The sequence below is a fragment of the Methylobacterium durans genome (assembly GCF_003173715.1).
In the GTDB taxonomy this organism is placed as follows: domain Bacteria; phylum Pseudomonadota; class Alphaproteobacteria; order Rhizobiales; family Beijerinckiaceae; genus Methylobacterium; species Methylobacterium durans.
This window is the reverse complement of the sequence record NZ_CP029550.1, coordinates 5,835,313-5,855,146: the sequence shown is the minus strand read 5'-3', so window position 1 is coordinate 5,855,146 and position 19,834 is coordinate 5,835,313. Positions and strand designations below refer to the sequence as shown.

The window sequence follows — 19,834 nt, the reverse complement described above, 5'->3', positions numbered from 1 at the left end:
TGCTTGAAATGATCGGCATGCGCACCCTCGACCTCGACCAGCTCCGCGCCTTCCTCGTCGCGACCGACCTGAAGAGCTTCACCGCCGCCGGCACCTGCCTCGGAGCGACGCAATCGGCGATCTCGCTGCGGATCGCGCGGCTGGAGGAGCAGGTCGGGCGCCGCCTGCTCGCCCGCACGCCGCGGGCGGTCGGCCTGACGCCGGAGGGCGCGCGCCTGCTGCCCCACGCCCGCGCCATCCTCGCCGCCCACGACCGCGCCTGGGCGGAACTCGCGGACGGGGAGGGGCGGACGAGCCTGCGGCTCGCGGTGAGCGACCACGCGGTGGGCGGCCACCTCGCGGCGGCGCTCGGCTCCCTGCGGGCGGCCCTGCCCCGGCTCGTGCCCGACGTGACGGTCGGCCTCTCGACCGCGATGCGCGCGGCCTACGACCGGGGCGAGGCGGAGGTGGCGGTTCTGCGCCAGGAGGGCGAGCGGCGCGAGGGCACGCCGCTCTTCGCGGACGCCCTGGTCTGGGCCGCCGCGCCCGCCCTCGACTGGAGCCCCGGCGAGCCGGTGCCGCTCGTCGGCCTCAGCGGCCCCTGCGGCGTCAAGGCGGCGGCAATCCAGGCGCTCGAGGCGGCCGGCCTGCCCTGGCGCCACGCCTTCTCCGGCGGCTCGGTGACCGCCCTGCAGGCGGCGGTGCGGGCGGGGCTCGGCCTCGCGCCGTTCGGGGCGCGCCACCTCCCGGAGGGCTGCGCCGCGCGGGCGGAGGGGCTGCCGCCCCTGCCGGCGAGCCGGGTCGTGCTGCTGACGCGCCAGGACGGCCGCACCCGCGACATCCTGGCGGCGGCCTTCCGCGCGGCCGGGGCGCCGCGGGAGCGGGAGGCGGCCTGAGATCCCGGGATCCGGTGATACGATGATCATCCGATCCGTGTATGCGGTGATCCCGGGCCGGCAGCGCCGATCAGGGAGGCTTTCGTGATCCTCGCGCAGAGCGACGCGCTCCTCGTCATCGACGTCCAGAACGACTTCCTGCCGGGTGGCGCGCTCAACGTCCCGGGGGTCGAAACGTGATCGCACCGATCAACCGGATGATCGCGATCTTCCCGCACGTGATCGTCACGCAGGACTGGCACACGCCGGACCATTCCTCCTTCGCGACCCGCCACCCCGGCAAGGCGCCCTTCGACACGGTCGCGATGCCCTACGGCCCGCAGGTGCTGTGGCCGGACCATTGCGTGCAGGGCACGCCCGGCGCCGACCTCGCCCCCGACCTCGACGCCCGCCGCGCCGGCCTCCTCATCCGCAAGGGCCACGCCCCGGAGGTCGACAGCTACTCCGCCTTCCTCGAGGCCGACCGCACGACCCGCACGGGCCTTGCCGGCTACCTCCGCGAGCGGGGTATCGCACGCCTGTTCCTCTGCGGACTCGCCACCGATTTCTGCGTGCTCTGGAGCGCCCTCGACGCGCGGGCCGACGGGTTCGCGGTCGTCCTCGTGGAGGACGCGGTCGCCGGCATCGACCGGGACGGGTCGGTCGGCCGCGCGCTGGCCATCATGGAGGAAGCGGGCGTCTCCCGCATCGCGAGCGGGGCCATCACCGGATCCCCCGATCCCGGCCCGCCGTGATCACGGGATCACAGGATCCGGGGAGGCGATGCGCCGCATCCGTCCGGGGACCGGCCGCCCGCGGACCCGCGTTGGTCCGGCAGTCCCACGCGAAGGAGTTTTCATGACGGCGAAGCATCCGAAGACGGATCACCCGACCGACGCCGACCTCAAGGGCAATCCGGGCATCGGCACCTCGAAGGGCATGACGATGTCCGGTGGCGACCCAGAGGACCTGGAGGCGGATTCCACCTTCGAGGGCGACGTCGAGAACGAGACGACGCCGGAGGGCGGCGTCGATCCGAACCACCGGCCGCGCAAGAACGCGTGACGGGCGAGAGCTGCGCCCCCGCGCTGGCTCCGCGCGCCATCCCGTCCGGGATGCGCTGACGGCGCGGGGCGCGCCCGTCGCCCTACACGACGCTCCCGTGCAGGTCGTAGGCGTCCGCCGCCTCGATCTTCACGGTGACGATGTCGCCCGCGCGCACCGGACGGCGGAAGGCGACGTGGACGCTGCCGTCGATCTCCGGCGCGTCGTACTTGGTGCGGCCGCGGGCGACGCTCGAGCCCGCCTCGTCGATGATGACGGGGAGCCGCTTGCCGACCTTCGCCTTCTGCAGGCGCAGCGAAACCCCCTGCTGCGCCTCCATGAAGCGGCGCTTGCGCTCGGCCTGCACCTCCGGGGGCACGGGCGCCGCCACGTCGTTGGCGGCGGCTCCCTTCACCGGCTCGTAGGTGAAGCAGCCGACACGCTCGAGCTTGGCCTCGCGGATCCAGGCGAGCAGTTCCTCGAACTCGGCCTCCGTCTCCCCGGGAAAGCCCACGATGAAGGTCGAGCGGATGGCGAGGTCCGGGCACATCTCCCGCCAGCGGCGGATGCGCTCGAGCTGGCGCTCCTGGTTGCCCGGCCGGCGCATGCGCTTGAGGACGCTGGGGCTCGCGTGCTGGAGCGGCATGTCGAGATAGGGCAGCACACGCCCCTCGGCCATCAGGGGGATGACCTCGTCCACGTGCGGGTAGGGATAGACGTAGTGCAGCCGCACCCAGGCCCCGAGCGTGCCGAGCTCGGCCGCGAGATCGGCAAAGCGCGCGCGCACCTCGCGATCCCGCCAGGGGCTTGCCGCGTAGCGGGTGTCGATACCGTAGGCGCTCGTATCCTGCGAGACGACGAGGAGTTCCTTGACGCCGGCCTTCACGAGCTTCTCGGCCTCGCGCAGCACGTCGCCCGCCGGGCGGCTGACGAGGTCGCCCCGGAGCGAGGGGATGATGCAGAAGGTGCAGCGGTTGTTGCAGCCCTCCGAGATCTTCAGATACGCGTAGTGCCGCGGGGTCAGCTTCACCCCTTGCGGCGGAATCAGGTCGAGGAAGGGGTCGTGGGCGGGGGGCACCGCCTCGTGGACCGCCGCCACCACCGACTCGTAGGCCTGGGGGCCGGTGACGGCCAGCAGATTCGGGTACTTGTCGCGGATCTCGTCGGGCTGCGCGCCCATGCAGCCCGTGACGATGACGCGCCCGTTCTCGGCCATGGCCTGCCCGATCGCGTCGAGGGATTCGGCCTTGGCCGAGTCGAGGAATCCGCAGGTGTTGACGATGACGACGTCCGCCCCGTCGTGGCGGCGCGAGAGCTCGTAGCCCTCCGCCCGCAGATGCGTGAGGATCCTCTCGGAATCGACCAGCGCCTTGGGGCAGCCGAGGGAGACGAAGGAGATCCGCGGCGCACTGGCCTTGGTCAGGGAGGAAGCGGTCATCGGCATACGGCAAAGCGGCGTCCGCGCGGGCCCGGCGCTCACGCCGGACCGGCCGCGACGGATGCCAGGGCACGGGATTCGGACAGCCCCTATACAGGCATCGGGGCTTGAGGGCGAGCCTGCCCGGGGCGGGGCGCCCCCGCCCACGGCGCGGGACTGAGCCCAAGCTTTGCCGTTCCACATCAGGGCTTTGCCGCCGGATCCGGCAGCACCACCTGAAGAGAAGGGGCGGGGAGCGATGCGCTGGCGACGCATCCTCCCCGCGCGGAGCGTCACCGCACCCCGCTTCCCCCGCGGCACCGCCTGTGCGACGCGTGTCGGATGGTGGCGCGAGAGCCCCGGAACAGACGGACGAACCGAATTCGACCCATGTGGACCGTCGAGATCCCGTTCATCGATCCCGTGGCGGCGGCCGAGCGCCTCGCGCCGCTGGGCAGCCTCGCCTTCCTCGACAGCGCGATGCACCACGACACGCTCGGGCGGAGCTCGACGGTGGCGGCCTCGCCCTTCGCGCGCTTCCGCTATCGGGACGGCGTCGCGCGACTCGACGGACGCGAGGTCGAGGGCGGGCCGATCGCGGCGTTGCGCGCCTGCCTCGCTCCCTACCGCCTGCCCGCGCAGGAGGAGGAGCCCCCCTTCCCCGGCGGGGCCATCGGCTACTTCGCCTACGATCTCGGCCAGGCACTGGAGCGGGTCCAGCGGCCGGCCCGCCGGGCCGGGCTCACCGACGACATCGCGCTCAACCTCTACGACACGGTGCTGACGATCGACCATGAATCCGGCGCCTGCCGCCTCGTCGCCACGGGCTTTCCCGAGACCGACCCCGGTTGGCGCGAGGCGCGCGCCCGGTCTCGCCTCGACGCCTTTGCGGGCGCGCTCGCGAGCCCGCCCCCGGCGCGGCCAAAGGCGCCCCGGACCCGCCTCGCATGGCACTCGAACTTCTCCCGACAAGCCTATGAGCAGGCTGTCGAAACGGTGCGTGATTATATCCGTGCGGGCGATATCTACCAGGCGAACATCGCCCAGCGCTTCGCGGCCAGGCTGCCGGCGGACTTCGACCCCTTCGCCCTCTATCAGCGCCTGCGCGAGACGAACCCGGCGACCTTCGGCGCCTACCTCGCCTTCGAGGGCCTGTCGGTGGCTTCGAGTTCGCCGGAGCGCTTCCTGAAGCTCGAGGGCCGCCACGTCGAGACCCGCCCGATTAAGGGCACGGTCCGGCGCGTGGCCGACCCGGAGGCGGATCGGCGACTCGGCGAGGCGCTCCAGGCGACGCCCAAGGAGCGGGCCGAGAACATCATGATCGTCGACCTCCTGCGCAACGATCTCTCGCGGATCTGCGAGCCCCACAGCGTGCGAGTACCAACACTCTGCGGCCTGGAATCCTACGCGTCCGTCCACCATCTCGTATCGGTGGTGACGGGCACCCTGCGGGAGGGGCTGGACGCCCTCGACCTCATCGCCGCGACCTTCCCCGGCGGCTCGATCACCGGTGCGCCGAAGCTCAGGGCCATGGACATCATCACCGAGATCGAGGGCGATGCCCGCGAGATCTATTGCGGGGCGATCGGCCGGGTCGGCTTCGACGGATCGCTCGACACCTCGATCGCGATCCGCACCGTGTTCATGGACGCGACGACCGCCGTGCTGCAGGCGGGCGGCGGCGTCACCCTCCTGTCCGAGCCCGGCCCCGAATACGAGGAGACCCTGACCAAGGCCGCCCGCGTGTTCGAGGCCTTCGAGCCGACCCCATGATCCTCGTCATCGACAATTACGATTCCTTCGTCTTCAACGTGGTCCGCTACCTGGAGGAACTCGGCGCCGAGGTGCGGGTCGCGCGCAACGACGCCCTCGACGTGGCGGGCATCCGGGCCCTGGAGCCGGAGGCCGTCGTGGTCTCGCCCGGCCCCTGCACCCCGGCCGAGGCCGGGATCTCCCTGCCGGCGATCCGCGAACTCTCGGGCGAAGTGCCGATCCTCGGGGTCTGCCTCGGCCACCAGGCGATCGGCGCGGCCTTCGGCGGCAAGGTCGAGCGGGCACTGCGCCCCCTTCACGGGCAGGCGACCCCCGTCTCGCACGGGGGCCGGGCGCTGTTCACGGGCCTGCCCGCGCCGATGCAGGTCGGCCGCTACCACTCCCTGATCGTAACGCCCCAGCCCGGCATGGAGCGGCATCTCAGCGTCGACGCGGTCTCGGCCGAGGGTGAGGTGATGGCGCTCTCCCACCGGACCCACCCGACCTGGGGCATCCAGTTCCACCCGGAATCGGTGCTGACCGAGAACGGCCACGCCCTGTTCGACAATTTCCTCGGCCTCGCCCGCGACTGGCGGGCGGGGAAGAAGGCCGGCGGGGAACACCCGGCGGCGCGGGCGCCCGGCGATGCTGTGGCTTGACGGGCGGCTCACCGAGGGGCCCGTGCCCTTCGACCTCGCGGATCGCGGGCTGACCCTCGGCGACGGGTTGTTCGACACCGCGCTCGCCCTCAACGGGCGGATCGCCTTCGGCGAGGCGCACCGGGCGCGGCTCGCGGCCTCCGCCGCGGCCCTCGGCTTCGCCCTCGACCCCGATCGGATCGGGCAGGCGATGGACGCCCTCGCCGGGGCGGCGGGGGAGGGCCCCGTCGCGATCCGCACCACGGCGACGCGGGGCTCCGGCCCGCGGGGCTTGAAGCCGCCGGCCGAGCCCCGCCCGACCCTGTTCGCGAGCGCGGCTGCGATGGGGCCGGGCCTGTTCTTCGCGCCCCTGAGGCTGCGCCCGACGCGGATCGCCCGCAACGAGACCTCGCCGGGCTCGCAGCTCAAGACCCTCGGCTACCTCGATGCGGTGCTGGCAGCGAGCGAGGCGGCGGCCCACGGATTCGACGAGGCCCTGTTCCTCAACACGCGCGGGCGCGTCGCCTGCGCCGGCACCGGCAACCTCTTCGCCCTGTTCGGGGGCCGGCTGGTGACACCGCCTCTGGCCGATGGGGTGCTCGCCGGCATCGTCCGGGCCGAGCTCCTGCGCTTCGCGCCCGGTCTCGGCCTCGTGCCGGAGGAGCGCTCGCTGACCCTGCCGGAGCTCATGGGCGCCGATGCCGTGTTCCTCACGAACTCGCTCCGGCTCGTGGCGCCCGTCGCGGCGATCGGCGAGCGGGCCTTCGCCAGCGCCGCGCATCCGGCCTTCGCGGACTTACGCGAGGCTCTGCGCCGGCGGATCGCGGCCGAGTGCGGCGGCGCGAGCCCGTGACGGGGAGGGGGGATTCGCAGCGCTTCCGCGTCGGGCTCCGCCTCGCCCTCGTCCTGCTCTACGGGCTCGTCGGCGCGGTGCATCTCGCCACCCCCGACCGGCTGATGCCGATCATGCCGGGCTGGGTGCCGGCGCCCCGGCTCGTCATCCTGCTCACGGGCCTGTGCGAGATCGCCGGCGCCCTGGCGCTGATGAGCCCACGCCTGCGCCGGGCGGCGGGGATCGGGCTCGCTCTCTACGCGGTCTGCGTGGTGCCGGCCAACATCAAGCACGCGCTTGAGGACGTCCCCGTCGAGGGTCTGCCCCGGAGCTGGTGGTATCACGGCCCCCGCCTCGCCTTTCAGCCGGTGCTGGTCTGGGCGGCGCTCTACGCCGGCGGCGCGCTCGACTGGCCGTTCGCCCGGCGGCCCGCCGCGGGGAGGGCGGCCCGGGATCCGGTGATCCCGGGAGAGGAGGATCGCGGGATCCCGGAAGACTTGTCCTGATCCGTGACAGGGCCTCTTAACCGCCGGAGAGGGCCGTCGTCGCGCCGCCGCGCGGAGCCTGGTACGGTACCGCGCATGCCGAAGAGCCGCGCGCCGGACCGGACCACCTTCGAGCCCGCCGCGGACGCACCGCCCGAGCGGGCGGATGTCGAGCGCGCCATCGAGGCCGCGCTGCAGCGCCTGCGCCCCGCCCCGCGCCGGACGGGCAAGGTGGCGGGCAAGGCGAGGAAGGGCGGCGGCTAGACTCCGCCGAGCGCCCTCTCCCGCGTCGGGGGTCTTCACGCCGCCTCGGCGAGCCGGGTCGGGGGCCTGCCGCCGCTTCGCGGGCCTCACTCACGCGCCCTTCGCCCCCTCCTCCCGCTTCACGACGACCCAGGCCGCCTCCATCGTCGCGAGGTCGCTGTCGGGCAGGCTGCCTCCCGCCGCCTCAAGCCGGGCGGCCATGGCGGTGAAGCGTCGCTCGAACTTGGCGTTGCCCCGGCGCAGGGCTTCCTCCGGGTCGACGCCCGCGTGGCGGGCGAGGTTCGCGACCGCGAAGAGCAGGTCCCCGATCTCCTCGGCCACCGCCTCCGGCGCGCCGGAGGCGAGCGCCTCCGTGACCTCGTCCGTCTCCTCGCGCACCTTGGCGACGACGGAGGCCGCGTCCGGCCAGTCGAAGCCGAACCCGGCCGCCCGGCGCGAGATCTTCTCCGCCCGGGCCAGCGCCGGAAGCGCGTGGGCGATGCCGGAGAGCGGGCCCGCGGCCCGCGCGCCCTTCCCCCTTGCGGCGCGCTCCTCGGCCTTGATCGCGCGCCAGAGCGCCTCGATCTCGGCCGGGTCGCCCGGACGCTCCGCATCGGGCAGGAGCCGGCCTTGCCCGTCGAACACGTGCGGGTGCCGCCGGACCAACTTCTCGGCGATCGTGCGGGCCACGTCGTCGAAGCCGAAGGCGCCCGCCTCCTCCGCCATCCGGGCGTGGAAGACGACCTGGAGCAGCAGGTCGCCGAGTTCCTCGCGCAGGTCGTCGAGATCCCCGCGGGCGATCGCGTCGGCCACCTCGTAGGCCTCCTCCAGCGTGTAGGGGACGATGCTGGCGAAGGTCTGCGCCACGTCCCAGGCGCAGCCCCGCTCGGGGTCCCTCAGCTCGGCCATCAACCGCAGGAGCCGGCTGATCGGGGTGTCGTCGGGCGATTCTGGCATCGGCGGGGTCCTGAGGGCGGGAGGATCCGTGCTCCTTAAGGAACCCGAACCCTCGATGCACCTGACACCCGAACGACGTCGGGACCGGATCCGATCGGGGAGGGCGAGTGGGGAGAACTCGGGCATATTCCCTTCATTCCCATTGGAAAAGGCGACGCTCGCGGTCCGTTCTCCGAAACGAACGCTGCCTCGCCGCCTTGGGAAAACTATCAGAAGGGATTCTCAGAGAGTCAGTTCAGCAAGTTATATGGGGCGGCGAAAACACGTTCAGCGACAACGCGATAGTTCGTGTTCGCGCATCGGACTCTGCGCGGGTCCGTATGCGGCTCTGCGTGGGCTCGTATGCGATTCTGCGCGCCGTGCGGGGAGGAGCGCATCGGATTCGGCGTGGCCGCGCATTCGATTCGGCGTGGATTCCGGGCCGGAGCCGTGGAGAATGGGGACAAGTCCGGCTCCGCCCGCCGTATCGGACTCTGCGTGGTCCGAATTCGCGGCGGAGAGCCCGTATCGAACTCTGCGTCGGGCCGGGGTGGTCGCGGACCCCGCCGGTTACGGTCCCCGACGCCCGGGAGAAGCGTGAATATCCGGGATAAGCCCGGTGATCCGCCGCCGCGTCCGGGCGCGGGCGGACTCCCGCCCCGCGAATCGTGCCATGACAGGCCGGGCTCGGGTGCGGCCGCTGCCCACTCACACGTGTGCGGTCCCGCCGCTTCCGGGCCTTGAGGGGCGGCGGGGGCCGGGTTCTTCGGGATGACGATGGGGATCGAGGACAAGCTGGCCGGCATCCGCGACGCCGACCTCCTGGCGGAGGTCGAGGCGGCGCGCGGCGGCTTCCTGTTCGGCCAGATCGTCGAGCACATCCTGCACCGCCAGCGCGAACGGGACGCGGAGAGCGCCCTGCGGGATGCCACCGAGCATCGGCGCGCCCGCCTCGGCCGCGACGCGCGCCGCCGCGACGCGATCCGCGAGGTGATCGAGAACGAGCCGACGGCGCCGGAGAACTTGCAGCACATCCACTCGGTGCTGGCTTTGTGCGGCCTGCCCTACCGGGATCCCGGGCCGGTGCGGGAATTCGTGCGCACCTACGGCCGCAACTCGCTGAGCCTCGTGGCCGGCCGCCTCAAGAGCCCGCTGACGGGCGAGATGGAGCTCCAGGGCCTCCCCTACGGCCCGAAGGCCCGCCTCGTGCTCCTGCACCTCTGCACCGAAGCCGTGCGCCAGCGCAGCCCCACCATCGAGGTGGCGCAATCGCTCTCCGCCTTCATGCGCGAGATGGGGTTCGCCGTGACGGGGGGCGAGCGGGGCACGATCCGCCAGTTCAAGGAGCAGCTCAACCGGCTCGCCGCTTGCACCATGCAGATCGGCCTCTGGGACGGGGAGGCGCGGGCCCGTACCCTGAACGTGCCCCCCTTCCGCAGCCTCGACCTCTGGCGCGGTGCGGGCCCGGAGGGCCTCGCCTGGTCGAAGACGGTCGAGTTCCACCAGGATTTCTACGACAACCTGATCCGGCACGCCCTGCCCGTCGATATCCGGGCGGCCCGGGCCTTCTCCGGCTCTGCGCGCAAGCTCGACCTGCTGTTCTGGGTCGGCTACCGGCTGCGCGCCCTGCACCGGCCCCTGCGCCTGACCTGGGACAACCTGCACGGCCAGTTCGGGGCCGAGAACGCCAGCATCCGCAGCTTCCGTCAGGCCTTCAAGGCCGATCTCGCCCATCTCTGCGAGGTGTTCCCGCGGCTGCCGATCGCCCTTGACGACAACGGCATGACGCTCCAACCCGCCGATACGAGCGCGCTGCTCGTGCCCCCGCGCGCATCGAAGCCACAGGCGAAACGAGCTTAGGGAATAAAAGGAATTTTATCTTCCCAATAGATGCTTAGTGAATTCCCTTGATGCGCGTCTCGCGACAGACCGACCCGAGTCGGCTGTCTCGTCAATGAAGGGAATAAGCGGAACGGAACACTTGCTGCGCGGCCTCTCGTCTTCTATTCCCTGCGAGTGGACGGAATAGGAGCGCCGCATGTTCCCTTCGGAGGCCGAGATCGAGGAGCGGCTCGCGGCGTTGCGGCGTCGGCGCGAGGCCCTCGACCGGCTGATCGCCGACCACGCGCTCTATCTCGAGCTCGGCCGCCGCCTGCGCGGCTCGGATCCCGGCGACGGGGGCGGTCTCGCGGAGCCGGCCGGCCCGGCGGATGCGCCGTCCCGCGACCGGGATGACGCGGTGGGGCCGGAGGCCGACCTCCGCGAGCCGGCGGGTCCGGCCGCGGAGCCCGGACCGGCCTCGCGCAGCGGCCCATCGCCGGCACCCGCGCCAGCGGGCCCTCCGGCCCCCCTGCCGATCGCCTTCGAGGAGGATCCGGTCGCGGCCCGCCGCTACGGTCGCGCTCTGATCGCCGCGTCCCTGGCGGTGCTGGAGGAGGCGGGGCGCCCGCTCCACGCGAGCGAGATCCTGGAGGGGATCGCCCGCCGGGGCTTCATCCTGCCGGGGCAGGATCCGGTCGCGGCCCTCAACACGCGCCTCTGGAAGCGCTCCGGGGCCGGCGGCCCGGTCCGGCGGCTCGGCGAGGCGGTCTACGCGCCGGCCGAGGAATAAGGGATCAGGGTTCCCGGCGGCCCTTCAGGAACAGGGCGAGGCGGTAGGTGCGCAGGCCCGCGATGGTCGAGGCGACGAGGAAGCCGTAGACGCCGCCGGTGATGTGCCGCCGCACGAGATAGTATTTCAGGAAGGTCGTGACCGGCTCGACGAAGATCCTGAGCAGCGTCGGCAGGCGCGGCTTGCGGACCTCCCGCGCCTGCAGGCGGAAATAGGCCTTGTTCTTCGCGATCAGGTGACCGAGCGAGCGGATCGACTGGTGGTAGACCGGCGCCCGGACGCGCCCCCGGTGCTCCGGCGCGAGCTTGATCTCGTCGAAGACGCTGCTCTCCGGGAAGCGGCAGCGGGTCTTGTCGTAGAGCCGGACATAGGTGTGGTAATCGGCGAGCGGGCGCGGGCGCGCGTGCCCGGGATAGACATGGCTGATCGTGAAGGCGAAGCCGTGGATCTCCGGCGGGATCGGCCGCGACAGGAGGTCGATCAGCTCGGCGCGCACGGGCTCGGGCAGCCACTCGTCGGCGTCAAGGTTGAGCACCCAATCGTGGCGGGCCTTGTCCTCAGCGAAGCGCTTCTGCTGGCCGTAGCCCGTCCAGGGGTTGAAATGGCAGACGGCGCCGTGCCGCTCGGCGAGCGCCACCGTCTCGTCCGTGCTGCCCGAATCGATCACGACGATCTCGCGCGCGATGCCCTTCACGCTCTCGATGCAGCGCACGATCCGGTCGGCCTCGTTCTGGGCGATGATCGTGCAGGAGACGGCGACCGGTAGCGCGCGGTCCGGCTGCGTGGGCGCGTCCATGGGGTCTTCGAGGGTCTCCGCGAGCCCGCGCCGCCGAGGAGCGCCCGGGGGGTCGGGATGGTGCCTGTCGGCGGAGGCTTATAGAGGCTCGGGCCCGGCGGGCCTAGGGGCTGCGCGAGGGGCGTCTTGGAGGGGCGTCCCGTAGAGGCATCCCAAAGGCCGGCCCGCCCGAGCGGCGGGAAGGCCGGCGGTGCGGGCGTGCGAGGTCGCCCCGTCCGCACCGCCGGTCCCGAAAACCGCGCCGGCCGGCGACTCCCGCGCGGGTCCCGGCAGGCAGGAAACACCGGCCGTCCGGGCCGGCGCCAGGGGAATAAAGGCTTAAACCCCGATGCGCCCGGGGCGGCCGTCAGTGCAGGCGCGCGGGCGCCTCGGCCGCCGGCGGCGCACCGGCCTCGCCCGCCGCCGCGAAGCCGAGGGCCTCGGCGGCCTGGCAGATGCGCAGATTCGCCTCGACTGCGCGGGCTTCGGCGGCCGCGCAGGCCCGCGCCTGCGCGCCGAGTTCCTCCCGCAGCCGGCGCACCGTCGCCTCCGTCACGGCGAGCCGCGACTCACCCTCGCGCGCGGCTGCCTCCGCCCGCTCGGCCCGGGCATTCGCTGCGCGGACGTGGTCGACCACGCGGGAGAGGAGGGCGAGCAGCGTGTCCGTGCGGGCACTCATCGGGCGTCTTCAGTCTCACTCGCGAGGGCAGGGGCCCCGTGCCGGGCGGCAGGGGGAAAGGCCAAGCTTGTGCCATGCCGGGACGGACAACGCCACCACCTGCAGTCGCATCGCCGCCGCCGCGTCCCCGCACGGGCGCCGCCCGATCCGGGCCTGCGGACGTCCTTCCGGCGCACGGCGAGCGTATTCGCCACCGGCCGTCGATGCAGCGCCAGAACGTCGGCAGTTCTGATTCGTCCGAGCGAGCGGGGATGAGCCTGCGATGCGAGGAAAGCATTGCCTTCTGCTTCCGGATTGGCCCAATGAACGTTCAGATTCTTGAGCGCCGCTCTTCACCGACATGGGGGGTCTCATGTTCGAGTTCCTGCGCAAGCTCTGGGAGGTCGACAGCCTCGCGCCCCACGGCATCTGCCTCCTGTGGCGGCCCGAGCTGATCTGGACGCACGTGGTCGCCGACACGCTGATCGCGCTCGCCTATTTCTCGATTCCCGGCGCGCTCGCCACCTTCGTGTCCCGCCGCCCCGACATCGTGTTCGGCTGGATGTTCTGGTCGTTCGCGGTCTTCATCACCGCCTGCGGGGCGACCCACCTCTTCGCGATCTGGACCCTGTGGGTGCCCGATTACGGGGTCGAGGCCCTGGTCAAGGCGGTGACCGCGCTGGCCTCGGTCGCCACCGCCATCGCCCTCTGGAAGCTCCTGCCGCAAGCGCTGGCGCTGCCCTCGCCGACGCAGCTTCGCCGCGCCAACGAGGAGCTTCACGCCCGCATCTTGGAGCGCGACCGGGCGCTCGCCGCGCTGGAGCAGGCCACCGCCGAGCAGCGGCGCACCGAGGCGCTGCTGCGCCAGTCGCAGAAGATGGAGGCGATCGGGCAGCTGACGGGGGGCGTCGCGCACGATTTCAACAACCTGCTCAACGTGGTGCTGGCCAATCTCGAGCGGGTGGAGCGGCGCCTCGCGCCCGACAGCCCACTGCTGTCGCCCGTGCGGGATGCGATGACGGGCGCCGAGCGGGCGGCGGCCGTCACCCACAAGCTCCTGGCGTTTGCCCGCAAGCAGCCGCTCTCGCCCGTGATGAGCGACGTGAACGGGCTGATCGGTGCCTTCGCCGAACTCCTGCGCGGCACCATCGGCTCGCGGATCCGCCTGCAGACGGAGCTCGCGCTGGACCTGCCGCAGGTCCCCATCGACCCGAACCAGTTCGAGAACGCGATCCTCAACCTCGCCGTCAACGCGCGCGACGCGATGCCGAAGGGCGGCGTCCTCACCCTGGCGACGCGGGCCCTGCGGCCGGAGGAGGGGACGGGACTTGCCGGCGGACCGGCGGAGAAGGGGCTCGTCGTGGAGGTGCGGGACACCGGCGCCGGCATGTCGCCGGAGGTCGCCGCCCGCGCCTTCGAGCCATTCTTCACGACGAAGCCCCTCGGCCGGGGCACGGGGCTCGGCCTGAGCCAAGTCTTCGGCTTCGCCCAGCAATCGGGCGGCAGCGCCGTCATCGTGATCGGGCCGCAGGGGGGCACCACCGTGCGGCTGCTCTTCCCTGCCCGCGCGGCACCGGCGCCCGCCGCGGCGCAGGCGGGCGAGCCGCCCTCCGGGTCGGACGCCCTGCCGGCGGGCCTGTCCTGGGCGGGCGCCTGACAAATCCGCGTCGAGCCGCCCCGGCGCGGACGCCGTCCGGGCCGGGGCGCACGGTCACGAGGCCCTGAGGGGAGGCGCGCATGAAGAACCGGCCGAGGATCCTCGTCGTGGAGGACGAGACGATGCTGATCGAGGTCGTCGCGGCCGAGCTCGAGGAGGCGGGCTTCGAGGTCGTGACGGCGCTCACGGGCGAGGCGGCGGCGACGATCCTCGCCGCGCGCACCCCGATCGACCTTCTGTTCACCGATATCCGCCTGCCCGGCGCCCTCGACGGCTGGGGCGTGGCCGAGCAGGCCCGTGCCCTGCAGCCGGACCTGCCGGTGATCTACGTCACGGGCTACAGCGCCGAGGAGCCCCGGCAGGTGCGCGACAGCCTCCTCGTGATGAAGCCCTATCGCCCCTCCGCCATCATCGCGGCCGCCCGCCGCCTCGGGATCGGCTGAGCGGCGGATCCGTCCTCGCCCTGCCGGCCTCAGCCCTCCTTCGCGCGCTCGCGCAGGACGTATTTCTGCACCTTGCCGGTGGAGGTCTTCGGCAGGTCGCCGAACACGATCTGGCGCGGCAGCTTGTAGGGGGCGAGGCGGTCGCGGCACCACGCGATGAGGGCGTCGGGCTCGACCGTCTTGCCCTCCTTCAGCTCCACGAAGGCGACCGGGGTCTCGCCCCATTTCTCGTCGGGCTTGGCGACGACCGCGGCGGCGGCCACCGCCGGGTGCTTGAAGAGCGCGTCCTCCACCTCGATCGAGGAGATGTTCTCGCCCCCTGAGATGATGATGTCCTTCGAGCGGTCCTTGAGCTGGATGTAGCCGTCCGGGTGCTTCACCCCGAGGTCGCCGGAGCGGAACCAGCCGCCCGCGAAGGCGGCCTGCGTCGCCTTCGGGTTCTTGAGGTAGCCGCGCATCACCACGTTGCCGCGGAACATCGCCTCGCCCATCGTCTCGCCGTCGGCGGGCACCGAGTCCATCGTGTCGGGGTCGCGCACGTCGAAGCCTTCGAGGACGGGGTAGCGCACGCCCTGGCGCGCCATCTTGGCGGCGCGCTCGTCCGCGGGCAGGTCGTCCCACGCCTCGTGCCACGCGTTCACGACCGCCGGGCCGTAGGTCTCGGTCAGCCCGTAGAGGTGGGTCACGTCGAAGCCCGCCTCGCCCATCGCGGCGAGCACGGCCTGCGGCGGGGGCGCGGCGGCCGTCATGAAGGAGACCCGGCGGGGCAGGGGACGCTTGTCGGAATCCGGCGCGTTGAGGAGGAGCTGCATCACGATCGGCGCGCCGCAGAGATGCGTGACGTCGTGCTCGGCGAGCGCCCGGTACATGGCCCCCGCCCGCACCTGCCGCAGGCAGACATGGGTGCCGGCCACCACCGAGAGCGTCCAGGGAAAGCACCAGCCGTTGCAGTGGAACATCGGCAGCGTCCAGAGATAGACGGGATGCCCGTACATGGCCCCCGTGATGACGTTGCCGAGGGAGAGCAGCGCTGCGCCGCGGTGGTGGTAGACCACGCCCTTCGGATCGCCGGTGGTGCCCGAGGTGTAGTTGAGCGAGATCGCGTCCCACTCGTCGCCCGGCATGGTCCAGTCGTGCTCGGGATCGCCGCCCGCGAGGAAATCCTCGTAGCCGATGCCGCCCAGCGCGGTGCCCTCGCCCCCGTATTCGGGATCGTCCACGTCGATCACGAGGGGCTTCACGCCCGCCTTCTCCAGCGCCGGTCCCGCAACCTTCGAGAATTCGCGGTCGGTGATGAAGATCCTGGCCTCGCCGTGGTCGAGGCAGAAGGCCAGCGCCCCCGCATCGAGGCGGGTGTTGAGGGTGTTGAGCACCGCCCCGGTCATCGGCACCCCGTAATGGCACTCGATCATCTCGGGCGTGTTCGAGAGGAGCACCGCCACGGTGTCGCCGCGCCCGATGCCCCGCGCCTTGAGCGCCGAGGCGAGGCGGCGGCTGCGGGCGTAGAGATCGGCGTAGCTGCGCCGCAGCGGCCCGTGGATCACCGCCACGCGGTCGGGGAAGACGCGCGCGGCCCGGTCGAGGTAGCTCAGCGGAGTCAGAGGCTGGAAATTGGCCGGGTTCCGGTCGAGGTCGCGGTCGTAGATCGTGTCGGCGCCCGGCTTGTCGGCGTTCGTCGTGTCGGCGGTCATGGCGTTTCTCTCCTGCCAGCACGATACCGCGCGTCCGCGCCCGATCAATCATGCGTGCGATGAGAGCCACCGCTCACCAGCCGGCCCGCGGAACCTCCGCGCCCGTGATCTCGGCCACGATCCGCTCCCGCTCGCGCCGGCTCGGTGCCAGGCGCTCCCGCGCCGCCGCGCGCGCCGCCTCCGGGGCCTCGTCCGGGTGGCCCGCCGCGAAGGGCGGGGCGGGGGCGTATTCGAGGGCGAGCTGGATCCCGTGCGCCGCCGTCTCGCCCGCGATCTCCGCCGCGAGCGCCAGGGCGAAATCGATCCCCGCCGTGACGCCGCCGCCGGTCAGGAGCGCGCCGTCCCGCACCACGCGCTCGCGCACGGGGATCGCCCCGAAGGCCGGCAGGAGGTCGTGCGCTGCCCAGTGCGTCGTCGCCCGGCGACCGCGGAGCAGCCCCGCCGCGCCGAGCACCAGTGCGCCGGTGCAGACGGAGGTGAGGTGGCGCGCCGTCCCCGCCTGACGGCGCAGGAAGGCGAGGGCGGTCGCGTCCCGCATCAGGGCGTTCACGCCGCTGCCGCCCGGCACGCAGACCACGTCGAGGTCGGGGCAGTCGGCGAGCCGGGTCGTCGGGGTGAGCACGAGGCCGGTGGTGCTGCGCACGGGCGCGAGATCGGCCGCGACGAGGTGCATCTCCGCCCCGGGCAGGGCGGCGAACACCTCGTAGGGGGCGGTGAGGTCGAGTTGCTGCACCCCGGGGAAGACGAGGAGGCCGATGCGGAGCGTCATGGAAATCTGTCCTGCGGCGGGCAGCCGGCACTCTCGAACGGGCTCGCTTGGCCGGCAAGCCGGGTCATTTGACATTCCGGGCCGGATCACCGACACGGCCGCCGGTCCGGGCGCGGGCGGTCTGCCCGGCCGGCCGACGCCGTTGAGCCCGCCGCGAGCCCGTGACGGGACGCTCACCACGAGACGCGCATGACGAGCCTCTCCGCCGGCCGCGTCGCCCGAGGCGCGCTCTCCGCGCCGCTGCCCGACCGAATCCTCGCCTTCGGGGAGCGCAGCCACGCCCGGGCCTGCGCCCTGCTCCTCGCCCTCTGCCTCGCCTGCTTCCTGCCGGGGCTGACCTCCCTGCAGCCGATGGACCGGGACGAGCCCCGCTTCGCCCAGGCCACGAAGCAGATGCTGGAGACGGGCGACCTCGTCGACATCCGCTTCCAGGCGGAGGCGCGCCACAAGAAGCCGGTCGGCATCTACTGGCTGCAGGCGGCCTCCGTCGCCGCGGGCGAGGCGCTCGGCGTGCCGGAGGCCCGCACCGCGATCGGCCTCTACCGCCTGCCCTCGCTGCTGGGCGCCGCGGCCTCCGTGCTGCTCGCCTACTGGGCGGCGCTCGCCTTCCTCACGCGCCGGGGCGCCCTCCTCGCCGCCGCGCTCTTCGGCGCCTGCCTGATGCTCGCGGCCGAGGCCCACCTCGCCAAGACCGACGCGGTGCTCACGGCGACCGCCACCGCCGCCTTCGGGGCGCTGGCCCGCGCCTGGCTGCAACGGGGGCAGGGCGCCCTCGGCCGCGCCGTCTTCCTCGCCTTCTGGCTCGGCCTGACGCTGGGCATCCTCGTCAAGGGGCCGATGGTGCCGATGTTCGTCGGCCTTGCCGCCCTCGTCCTCTCGGTCCGCGCCCGCTCCGGGCGCTGGCTGCTCGCGCTCCGCCCCGGCCCCGGCCTCGCCCTCACCCTGCTCCTCGTCGCGCCCTGGTTCCTCGCCATCGCCTGGAAGAGCGGCGGCGCCTTCTTCGGGGAGGCGGTGGGCAAGGACATGCTGGGCAAGGTCGGCACCGCCAAGGAGAAGCACTGGGGACCGCCGGGCGCCTACCTGATCGCCTTCTTCGCGACCTTCTGGCCTGGTGCCGCGTTCGCGGCGCTGAGCTTACCCTTTGCGTGGCGCGCGCGGGGCACCGATGCGGTCGCCTTCCTGCTCGCCTGGATCGTGCCCTCCTGGCTCGTCTTCGAGGCGGTGCCGACGAAGCTGCCGCACTACGTGCTGCCCCTGATGCCGGCGGTCGCGATCCTGACCGCGCTGGCGCTCCAGTCCGGCGCCCTCGACCCCGCCCGGCGCGGGGCGCGCGCGACGGTCGCGTTCCTCCTGCTCCTGATCCCGGTCGGCCTGACCCTCGGGCTCCTCGCCGCCGGCTGGAAGCTCGACCGCAGCCTGCCGCTCGCGGCGCTCCCGCTCCTCATCGCCGCCTGCGCGCTGGCGGCGCTCGCGGTCGCGGCCTTCGCCCGCGGGGCGGCCGAGCGCGCCTGCGTGATCGCGATCCTGTCGGCCTGCCTCCTGACGCCTTCCGTACTCGGCCTTGCCCAGCGCGCGCTGCCGGCGCTGAAGGTCTCGGGCCGGCTCGCCGCGATCCGCGACGCGCTGCCCTGCCCGAGCCCGCAGGTCGCGAGCCTCGGCTACCGCGAGCCGAGCCTCGTCTTCCTGATGGGCACCGACCTGACCATGCTCGATTCCGGATCCCAGGCTCTCGACTTCCTGCGGGGCGGCGGCTGCCGCCTCGTCCTCGTCGAGGCGCGCTTCGCGGCCGACCTCGCGGCCGCCGTCCCCGTCCCCGTCGCCGCGCCGCTGCCGACCCCCGTGGGGCAGGTCTCGGGCTTCAACATCAACGGCGGCAAGCGGCTCGACCTCACGGCCTACGCGGTGCTGCCGTGATGGAGCGCGCATCCCTGAACCCATCCCCCGAACCCCGCCTGACGGTTGTGGTGCCGGTGCGCAACGAGGCCGGCAACATCGCGAGCCTCGTCGCCGAGATCGAGACGGCCTGCGCGGGCCTCGCGCCCTTCGAGGTGATCTACGTCGACGACGGCTCGAGCGATGCGACGCCGGAGCGGCTCGCCGAGGCCCGCGCCACCCGGCCGTGGCTGCGGGTGCTGCGCCACGCGGCGAGCGCCGGCCAGAGCGCGGCGGTGCGCAGCGGCGTCGCCGCGGCGCGGGCCCCCGTCGTCGCGACCCTCGACGGCGACGGCCAGAACGACCCCGTCTTCATCCCCGCCCTCGTGGCGGCCCTGGAGGAGGCGGGGCCGGCCGCCGCCCTCGCGCAGGGGCAGCGCACGGGGCGCAGGGACGGGCGCTTCAAGATGCTTCAATCGCGCATCGCCAACGGGGTGCGGGGGCGCATCCTGCGCGACGCCACCCGCGACACCGGCTGCGGCCTCAAGGTCTTCCGCCGCGCCGTCTACCTGCGCCTGCCCTATTTCGACGCGCTGCACCGCTTCATGCCGGCCCTCGTCGCCCGCGAGGGCTACGGCGTCGTCCACCGCGACGTGATCGACCGGCCCCGCTTCACCGGCGCCTCGAATTACGGCCTGTTCGACCGGCTCTGGGTCGGGCTCCTCGACCTCGCCGGGGTCTGGTGGCTGATCCGGCGCAAGCGCCCGACGCCTGCGGTCGCCGAGATCGGCGCGGGCGCGGCGCCGGCGGAGGCGGGAGAACGGCCGTGCTGATCGAGATCTCCGACCACCTGCGGGGCTATTTCTACGACGTCTTCGTCACCCGCTTCGATTTCTGGCTCGTGTTCGGCATCCTGGCGCAGCTCGTGTTCGGCTCGCGCTTCATCCTGCAATGGGTCGCGAGCGAGCGGGCGGGCAAGAGCGTGATGCCGCTCTCGTTCTGGTTCCTGTCGATCCTCGGCGGGCTGATGACGCTCGCCTACGGCTTCGTGCGCAAGGAGCCGGTGATCATCATCGGGCAGGGGCTCTCGACGGGGATCTACCTGCGCAACCTCGCCCTGATCTTCCGCGAGCGCCGCCGCGCCGGGGGCGGCTGAG

The 19,834-nt window shown here is 72.8% G+C and carries 20 protein-coding genes and 1 pseudogene; 15 read left to right on the top strand and 6 right to left on the bottom strand.

Annotated elements, in window-relative coordinates; translation table 11 throughout:
• Positions 1–17 precede the first annotated feature (17 nt).
• The 3 genes and pseudogenes from DK389_RS27300 to DK389_RS27290 all read left to right on the top strand — a co-directional run bounded on the left by DK389_RS27300 (position 18) and on the right by DK389_RS27290 (position 1,919).
• Complete coding sequence (locus DK389_RS27300; RefSeq protein ID WP_109896880.1) at positions 18–875, top strand: LysR substrate-binding domain-containing protein; 858 nt, start codon at positions 18–20, stop codon at positions 873–875.
• An 87-nt stretch (positions 876–962) separates the two neighbouring features.
• Positions 963–1,609, top strand: a pseudogene (gene pncA, locus DK389_RS27295) (bifunctional nicotinamidase/pyrazinamidase).
• A 103-nt stretch (positions 1,610–1,712) separates the two neighbouring features.
• A complete protein-coding gene (locus tag DK389_RS27290) occupies positions 1,713–1,919 on the top strand; it encodes a hypothetical protein (RefSeq protein ID WP_109894433.1) in 207 nt (68 codons plus the stop codon).
• An 82-nt stretch (positions 1,920–2,001) separates the two neighbouring features.
• Here DK389_RS27290 and rimO read toward each other — a convergent pair whose 3' ends face one another.
• Positions 2,002–3,342: a 30S ribosomal protein S12 methylthiotransferase RimO gene (gene rimO, locus DK389_RS27285; protein ID WP_109894431.1), complete on the bottom strand. Its 1,341-nt coding sequence runs from the start codon at positions 3,340–3,342 to the stop codon at positions 2,002–2,004.
• Between the two features lie 363 nt (positions 3,343–3,705).
• Here rimO and pabB point away from each other — a divergent pair, with 363 nt between their 5' ends.
• The 5 genes from pabB to DK389_RS33535 all read left to right on the top strand — a co-directional run bounded on the left by pabB (position 3,706) and on the right by DK389_RS33535 (position 7,286).
• Entirely contained in the window at positions 3,706–5,088 is a 1,383-nt protein-coding gene (pabB, locus tag DK389_RS27280) for an aminodeoxychorismate synthase component I (RefSeq protein ID WP_109894429.1), read from the top strand.
• Positions 5,085–5,726, top strand: a complete 642-nt coding sequence (locus DK389_RS27275; RefSeq protein ID WP_109894427.1) for an anthranilate synthase component II — start codon at positions 5,085–5,087, stop codon at positions 5,724–5,726. Before pabB ends, DK389_RS27275 begins: the two co-directional genes overlap by 4 nt.
• Positions 5,713–6,558: an aminotransferase class IV gene (locus DK389_RS27270; protein ID WP_109894425.1), complete on the top strand. Its 846-nt coding sequence runs from the start codon at positions 5,713–5,715 to the stop codon at positions 6,556–6,558. The genes DK389_RS27275 and DK389_RS27270 overlap by 14 nt, the downstream gene beginning before the upstream one ends.
• Positions 6,555–7,043, top strand: a complete 489-nt coding sequence (locus tag DK389_RS27265; RefSeq protein WP_109896878.1) for a DoxX family protein — start codon at positions 6,555–6,557, stop codon at positions 7,041–7,043. The genes DK389_RS27270 and DK389_RS27265 overlap by 4 nt, the downstream gene beginning before the upstream one ends.
• A 75-nt stretch (positions 7,044–7,118) precedes the next feature.
• Positions 7,119–7,286: a hypothetical protein gene (locus DK389_RS33535; RefSeq protein WP_194075119.1), complete on the top strand. Its 168-nt coding sequence runs from the start codon at positions 7,119–7,121 to the stop codon at positions 7,284–7,286.
• Between the two features lie 90 nt (positions 7,287–7,376).
• On the opposite strand, the gene mazG is transcribed toward DK389_RS33535, so the two are convergent.
• Complete coding sequence (gene mazG / locus DK389_RS27260) at positions 7,377–8,222, bottom strand: nucleoside triphosphate pyrophosphohydrolase (RefSeq protein WP_109894423.1); 846 nt, start codon at positions 8,220–8,222, stop codon at positions 7,377–7,379.
• 756 nt (positions 8,223–8,978) lie between these two features.
• Between mazG and DK389_RS27255 the strand changes: the two genes are divergently transcribed.
• Both DK389_RS27255 and DK389_RS27250 read left to right on the top strand, forming a co-directional pair.
• The gene (locus DK389_RS27255; protein WP_109896876.1) at positions 8,979–10,061 is read left to right on the top strand and encodes a replication protein RepA; all 1,083 of its coding nucleotides are present in this window, start codon (positions 8,979–8,981) and stop codon (positions 10,059–10,061) included.
• 178 nt (positions 10,062–10,239) lie between these two features.
• Positions 10,240–10,812: a winged helix-turn-helix domain-containing protein gene (locus tag DK389_RS27250; RefSeq protein WP_109894421.1), complete on the top strand. Its 573-nt coding sequence runs from the start codon at positions 10,240–10,242 to the stop codon at positions 10,810–10,812.
• A gap of 4 nt (positions 10,813–10,816) precedes the next feature.
• Here DK389_RS27250 and DK389_RS27245 read toward each other — a convergent pair whose 3' ends face one another.
• Both DK389_RS27245 and DK389_RS27240 read right to left on the bottom strand, forming a co-directional pair.
• Positions 10,817–11,608 carry a glycosyltransferase family 2 protein gene (locus DK389_RS27245; RefSeq protein ID WP_109894419.1) on the bottom strand — a complete coding sequence of 264 codons (792 nt, stop codon included), beginning with the start codon at positions 11,606–11,608 and terminating at the stop codon, positions 10,817–10,819.
• A gap of 346 nt (positions 11,609–11,954) precedes the next feature.
• Positions 11,955–12,266 carry a hypothetical protein gene (locus DK389_RS27240; RefSeq protein WP_109894417.1) on the bottom strand — a complete coding sequence of 104 codons (312 nt, stop codon included), beginning with the start codon at positions 12,264–12,266 and terminating at the stop codon, positions 11,955–11,957.
• A gap of 352 nt (positions 12,267–12,618) precedes the next feature.
• On the opposite strand from DK389_RS27240, the gene DK389_RS27235 reads away from it, so the two are divergent.
• Both DK389_RS27235 and DK389_RS27230 read left to right on the top strand, forming a co-directional pair.
• The gene (locus DK389_RS27235) at positions 12,619–13,902 is read left to right on the top strand and encodes an ATP-binding protein (protein WP_109894415.1); all 1,284 of its coding nucleotides are present in this window, start codon (positions 12,619–12,621) and stop codon (positions 13,900–13,902) included.
• 80 nt (positions 13,903–13,982) lie between these two features.
• Entirely contained in the window at positions 13,983–14,345 is a 363-nt protein-coding gene (locus tag DK389_RS27230; protein WP_109894413.1) for a response regulator, read from the top strand.
• A 29-nt stretch (positions 14,346–14,374) separates the two neighbouring features.
• Here the strand turns inward: DK389_RS27230 and DK389_RS27225 are convergent, their stop codons facing one another.
• Complete coding sequence (locus DK389_RS27225; protein WP_109894411.1) at positions 14,375–16,036, bottom strand: acyl-CoA synthetase; 1,662 nt, start codon at positions 16,034–16,036, stop codon at positions 14,375–14,377.
• A gap of 73 nt (positions 16,037–16,109) precedes the next feature.
• The gene (locus DK389_RS27220; protein ID WP_109894409.1) at positions 16,110–16,805 is read right to left on the bottom strand and encodes a DJ-1/PfpI family protein; all 696 of its coding nucleotides are present in this window, start codon (positions 16,803–16,805) and stop codon (positions 16,110–16,112) included.
• Between the two features lie 189 nt (positions 16,806–16,994).
• Between DK389_RS27220 and DK389_RS27215 the strand changes: the two genes are divergently transcribed.
• From DK389_RS27215 to DK389_RS27205, 3 genes are read left to right on the top strand one after another with little or no spacing between them, the layout of a single operon-like run.
• Complete coding sequence (locus DK389_RS27215) at positions 16,995–18,719, top strand: ArnT family glycosyltransferase (protein ID WP_109894407.1); 1,725 nt, start codon at positions 16,995–16,997, stop codon at positions 18,717–18,719.
• Positions 18,719–19,510: a glycosyltransferase family 2 protein gene (locus tag DK389_RS27210; protein ID WP_109894405.1), complete on the top strand. Its 792-nt coding sequence runs from the start codon at positions 18,719–18,721 to the stop codon at positions 19,508–19,510. Before DK389_RS27215 ends, DK389_RS27210 begins: the two co-directional genes overlap by 1 nt.
• Positions 19,504–19,833, top strand: a complete 330-nt coding sequence (locus tag DK389_RS27205) for a lipid-A-disaccharide synthase N-terminal domain-containing protein (protein ID WP_109894403.1) — start codon at positions 19,504–19,506, stop codon at positions 19,831–19,833. The genes DK389_RS27210 and DK389_RS27205 overlap by 7 nt, the downstream gene beginning before the upstream one ends.
• Position 19,834 lies beyond the last annotated feature (1 nt).

What these genes read in the sequence shown, in the direction of transcription:
- DK389_RS27300 (WP_109896880.1), top strand. Translation starts at nt 18, where the DNA reads ATGCGCACCCTCGACCTCGACCAGCTCCGCGCCTTCCTCGTCGCGACC.
- DK389_RS27290 (WP_109894433.1), top strand. Translation starts at nt 1,713, where the DNA reads ATGACGGCGAAGCATCCGAAGACGGATCACCCGACCGACGCCGACCTC.
- rimO (WP_109894431.1), bottom strand. Translation starts at nt 3,342, where the DNA reads ATGCCGATGACCGCTTCCTCCCTGACCAAGGCCAGTGCGCCGCGGATC.
- pabB (WP_109894429.1), top strand. Translation starts at nt 3,706, where the DNA reads ATGTGGACCGTCGAGATCCCGTTCATCGATCCCGTGGCGGCGGCCGAG.
- DK389_RS27275 (WP_109894427.1), top strand. Translation starts at nt 5,085, where the DNA reads ATGATCCTCGTCATCGACAATTACGATTCCTTCGTCTTCAACGTGGTC.
- DK389_RS27270 (WP_109894425.1), top strand. Translation starts at nt 5,713, where the DNA reads ATGCTGTGGCTTGACGGGCGGCTCACCGAGGGGCCCGTGCCCTTCGAC.
- DK389_RS33535 (WP_194075119.1), top strand. Translation starts at nt 7,119, where the DNA reads ATGCCGAAGAGCCGCGCGCCGGACCGGACCACCTTCGAGCCCGCCGCG.
- mazG (WP_109894423.1), bottom strand. Translation starts at nt 8,222, where the DNA reads ATGCCAGAATCGCCCGACGACACCCCGATCAGCCGGCTCCTGCGGTTG.
- DK389_RS27255 (WP_109896876.1), top strand. Translation starts at nt 8,979, where the DNA reads ATGGGGATCGAGGACAAGCTGGCCGGCATCCGCGACGCCGACCTCCTG.
- DK389_RS27250 (WP_109894421.1), top strand. Translation starts at nt 10,240, where the DNA reads ATGTTCCCTTCGGAGGCCGAGATCGAGGAGCGGCTCGCGGCGTTGCGG.
- DK389_RS27245 (WP_109894419.1), bottom strand. Translation starts at nt 11,608, where the DNA reads ATGGACGCGCCCACGCAGCCGGACCGCGCGCTACCGGTCGCCGTCTCC.
- DK389_RS27240 (WP_109894417.1), bottom strand. Translation starts at nt 12,266, where the DNA reads ATGAGTGCCCGCACGGACACGCTGCTCGCCCTCCTCTCCCGCGTGGTC.
- DK389_RS27235 (WP_109894415.1), top strand. Translation starts at nt 12,619, where the DNA reads ATGTTCGAGTTCCTGCGCAAGCTCTGGGAGGTCGACAGCCTCGCGCCC.
- DK389_RS27230 (WP_109894413.1), top strand. Translation starts at nt 13,983, where the DNA reads ATGAAGAACCGGCCGAGGATCCTCGTCGTGGAGGACGAGACGATGCTG.
- DK389_RS27225 (WP_109894411.1), bottom strand. Translation starts at nt 16,036, where the DNA reads ATGACCGCCGACACGACGAACGCCGACAAGCCGGGCGCCGACACGATC.
- DK389_RS27220 (WP_109894409.1), bottom strand. Translation starts at nt 16,805, where the DNA reads ATGACGCTCCGCATCGGCCTCCTCGTCTTCCCCGGGGTGCAGCAACTC.
- DK389_RS27215 (WP_109894407.1), top strand. Translation starts at nt 16,995, where the DNA reads ATGACGAGCCTCTCCGCCGGCCGCGTCGCCCGAGGCGCGCTCTCCGCG.
- DK389_RS27210 (WP_109894405.1), top strand. Translation starts at nt 18,719, where the DNA reads ATGGAGCGCGCATCCCTGAACCCATCCCCCGAACCCCGCCTGACGGTT.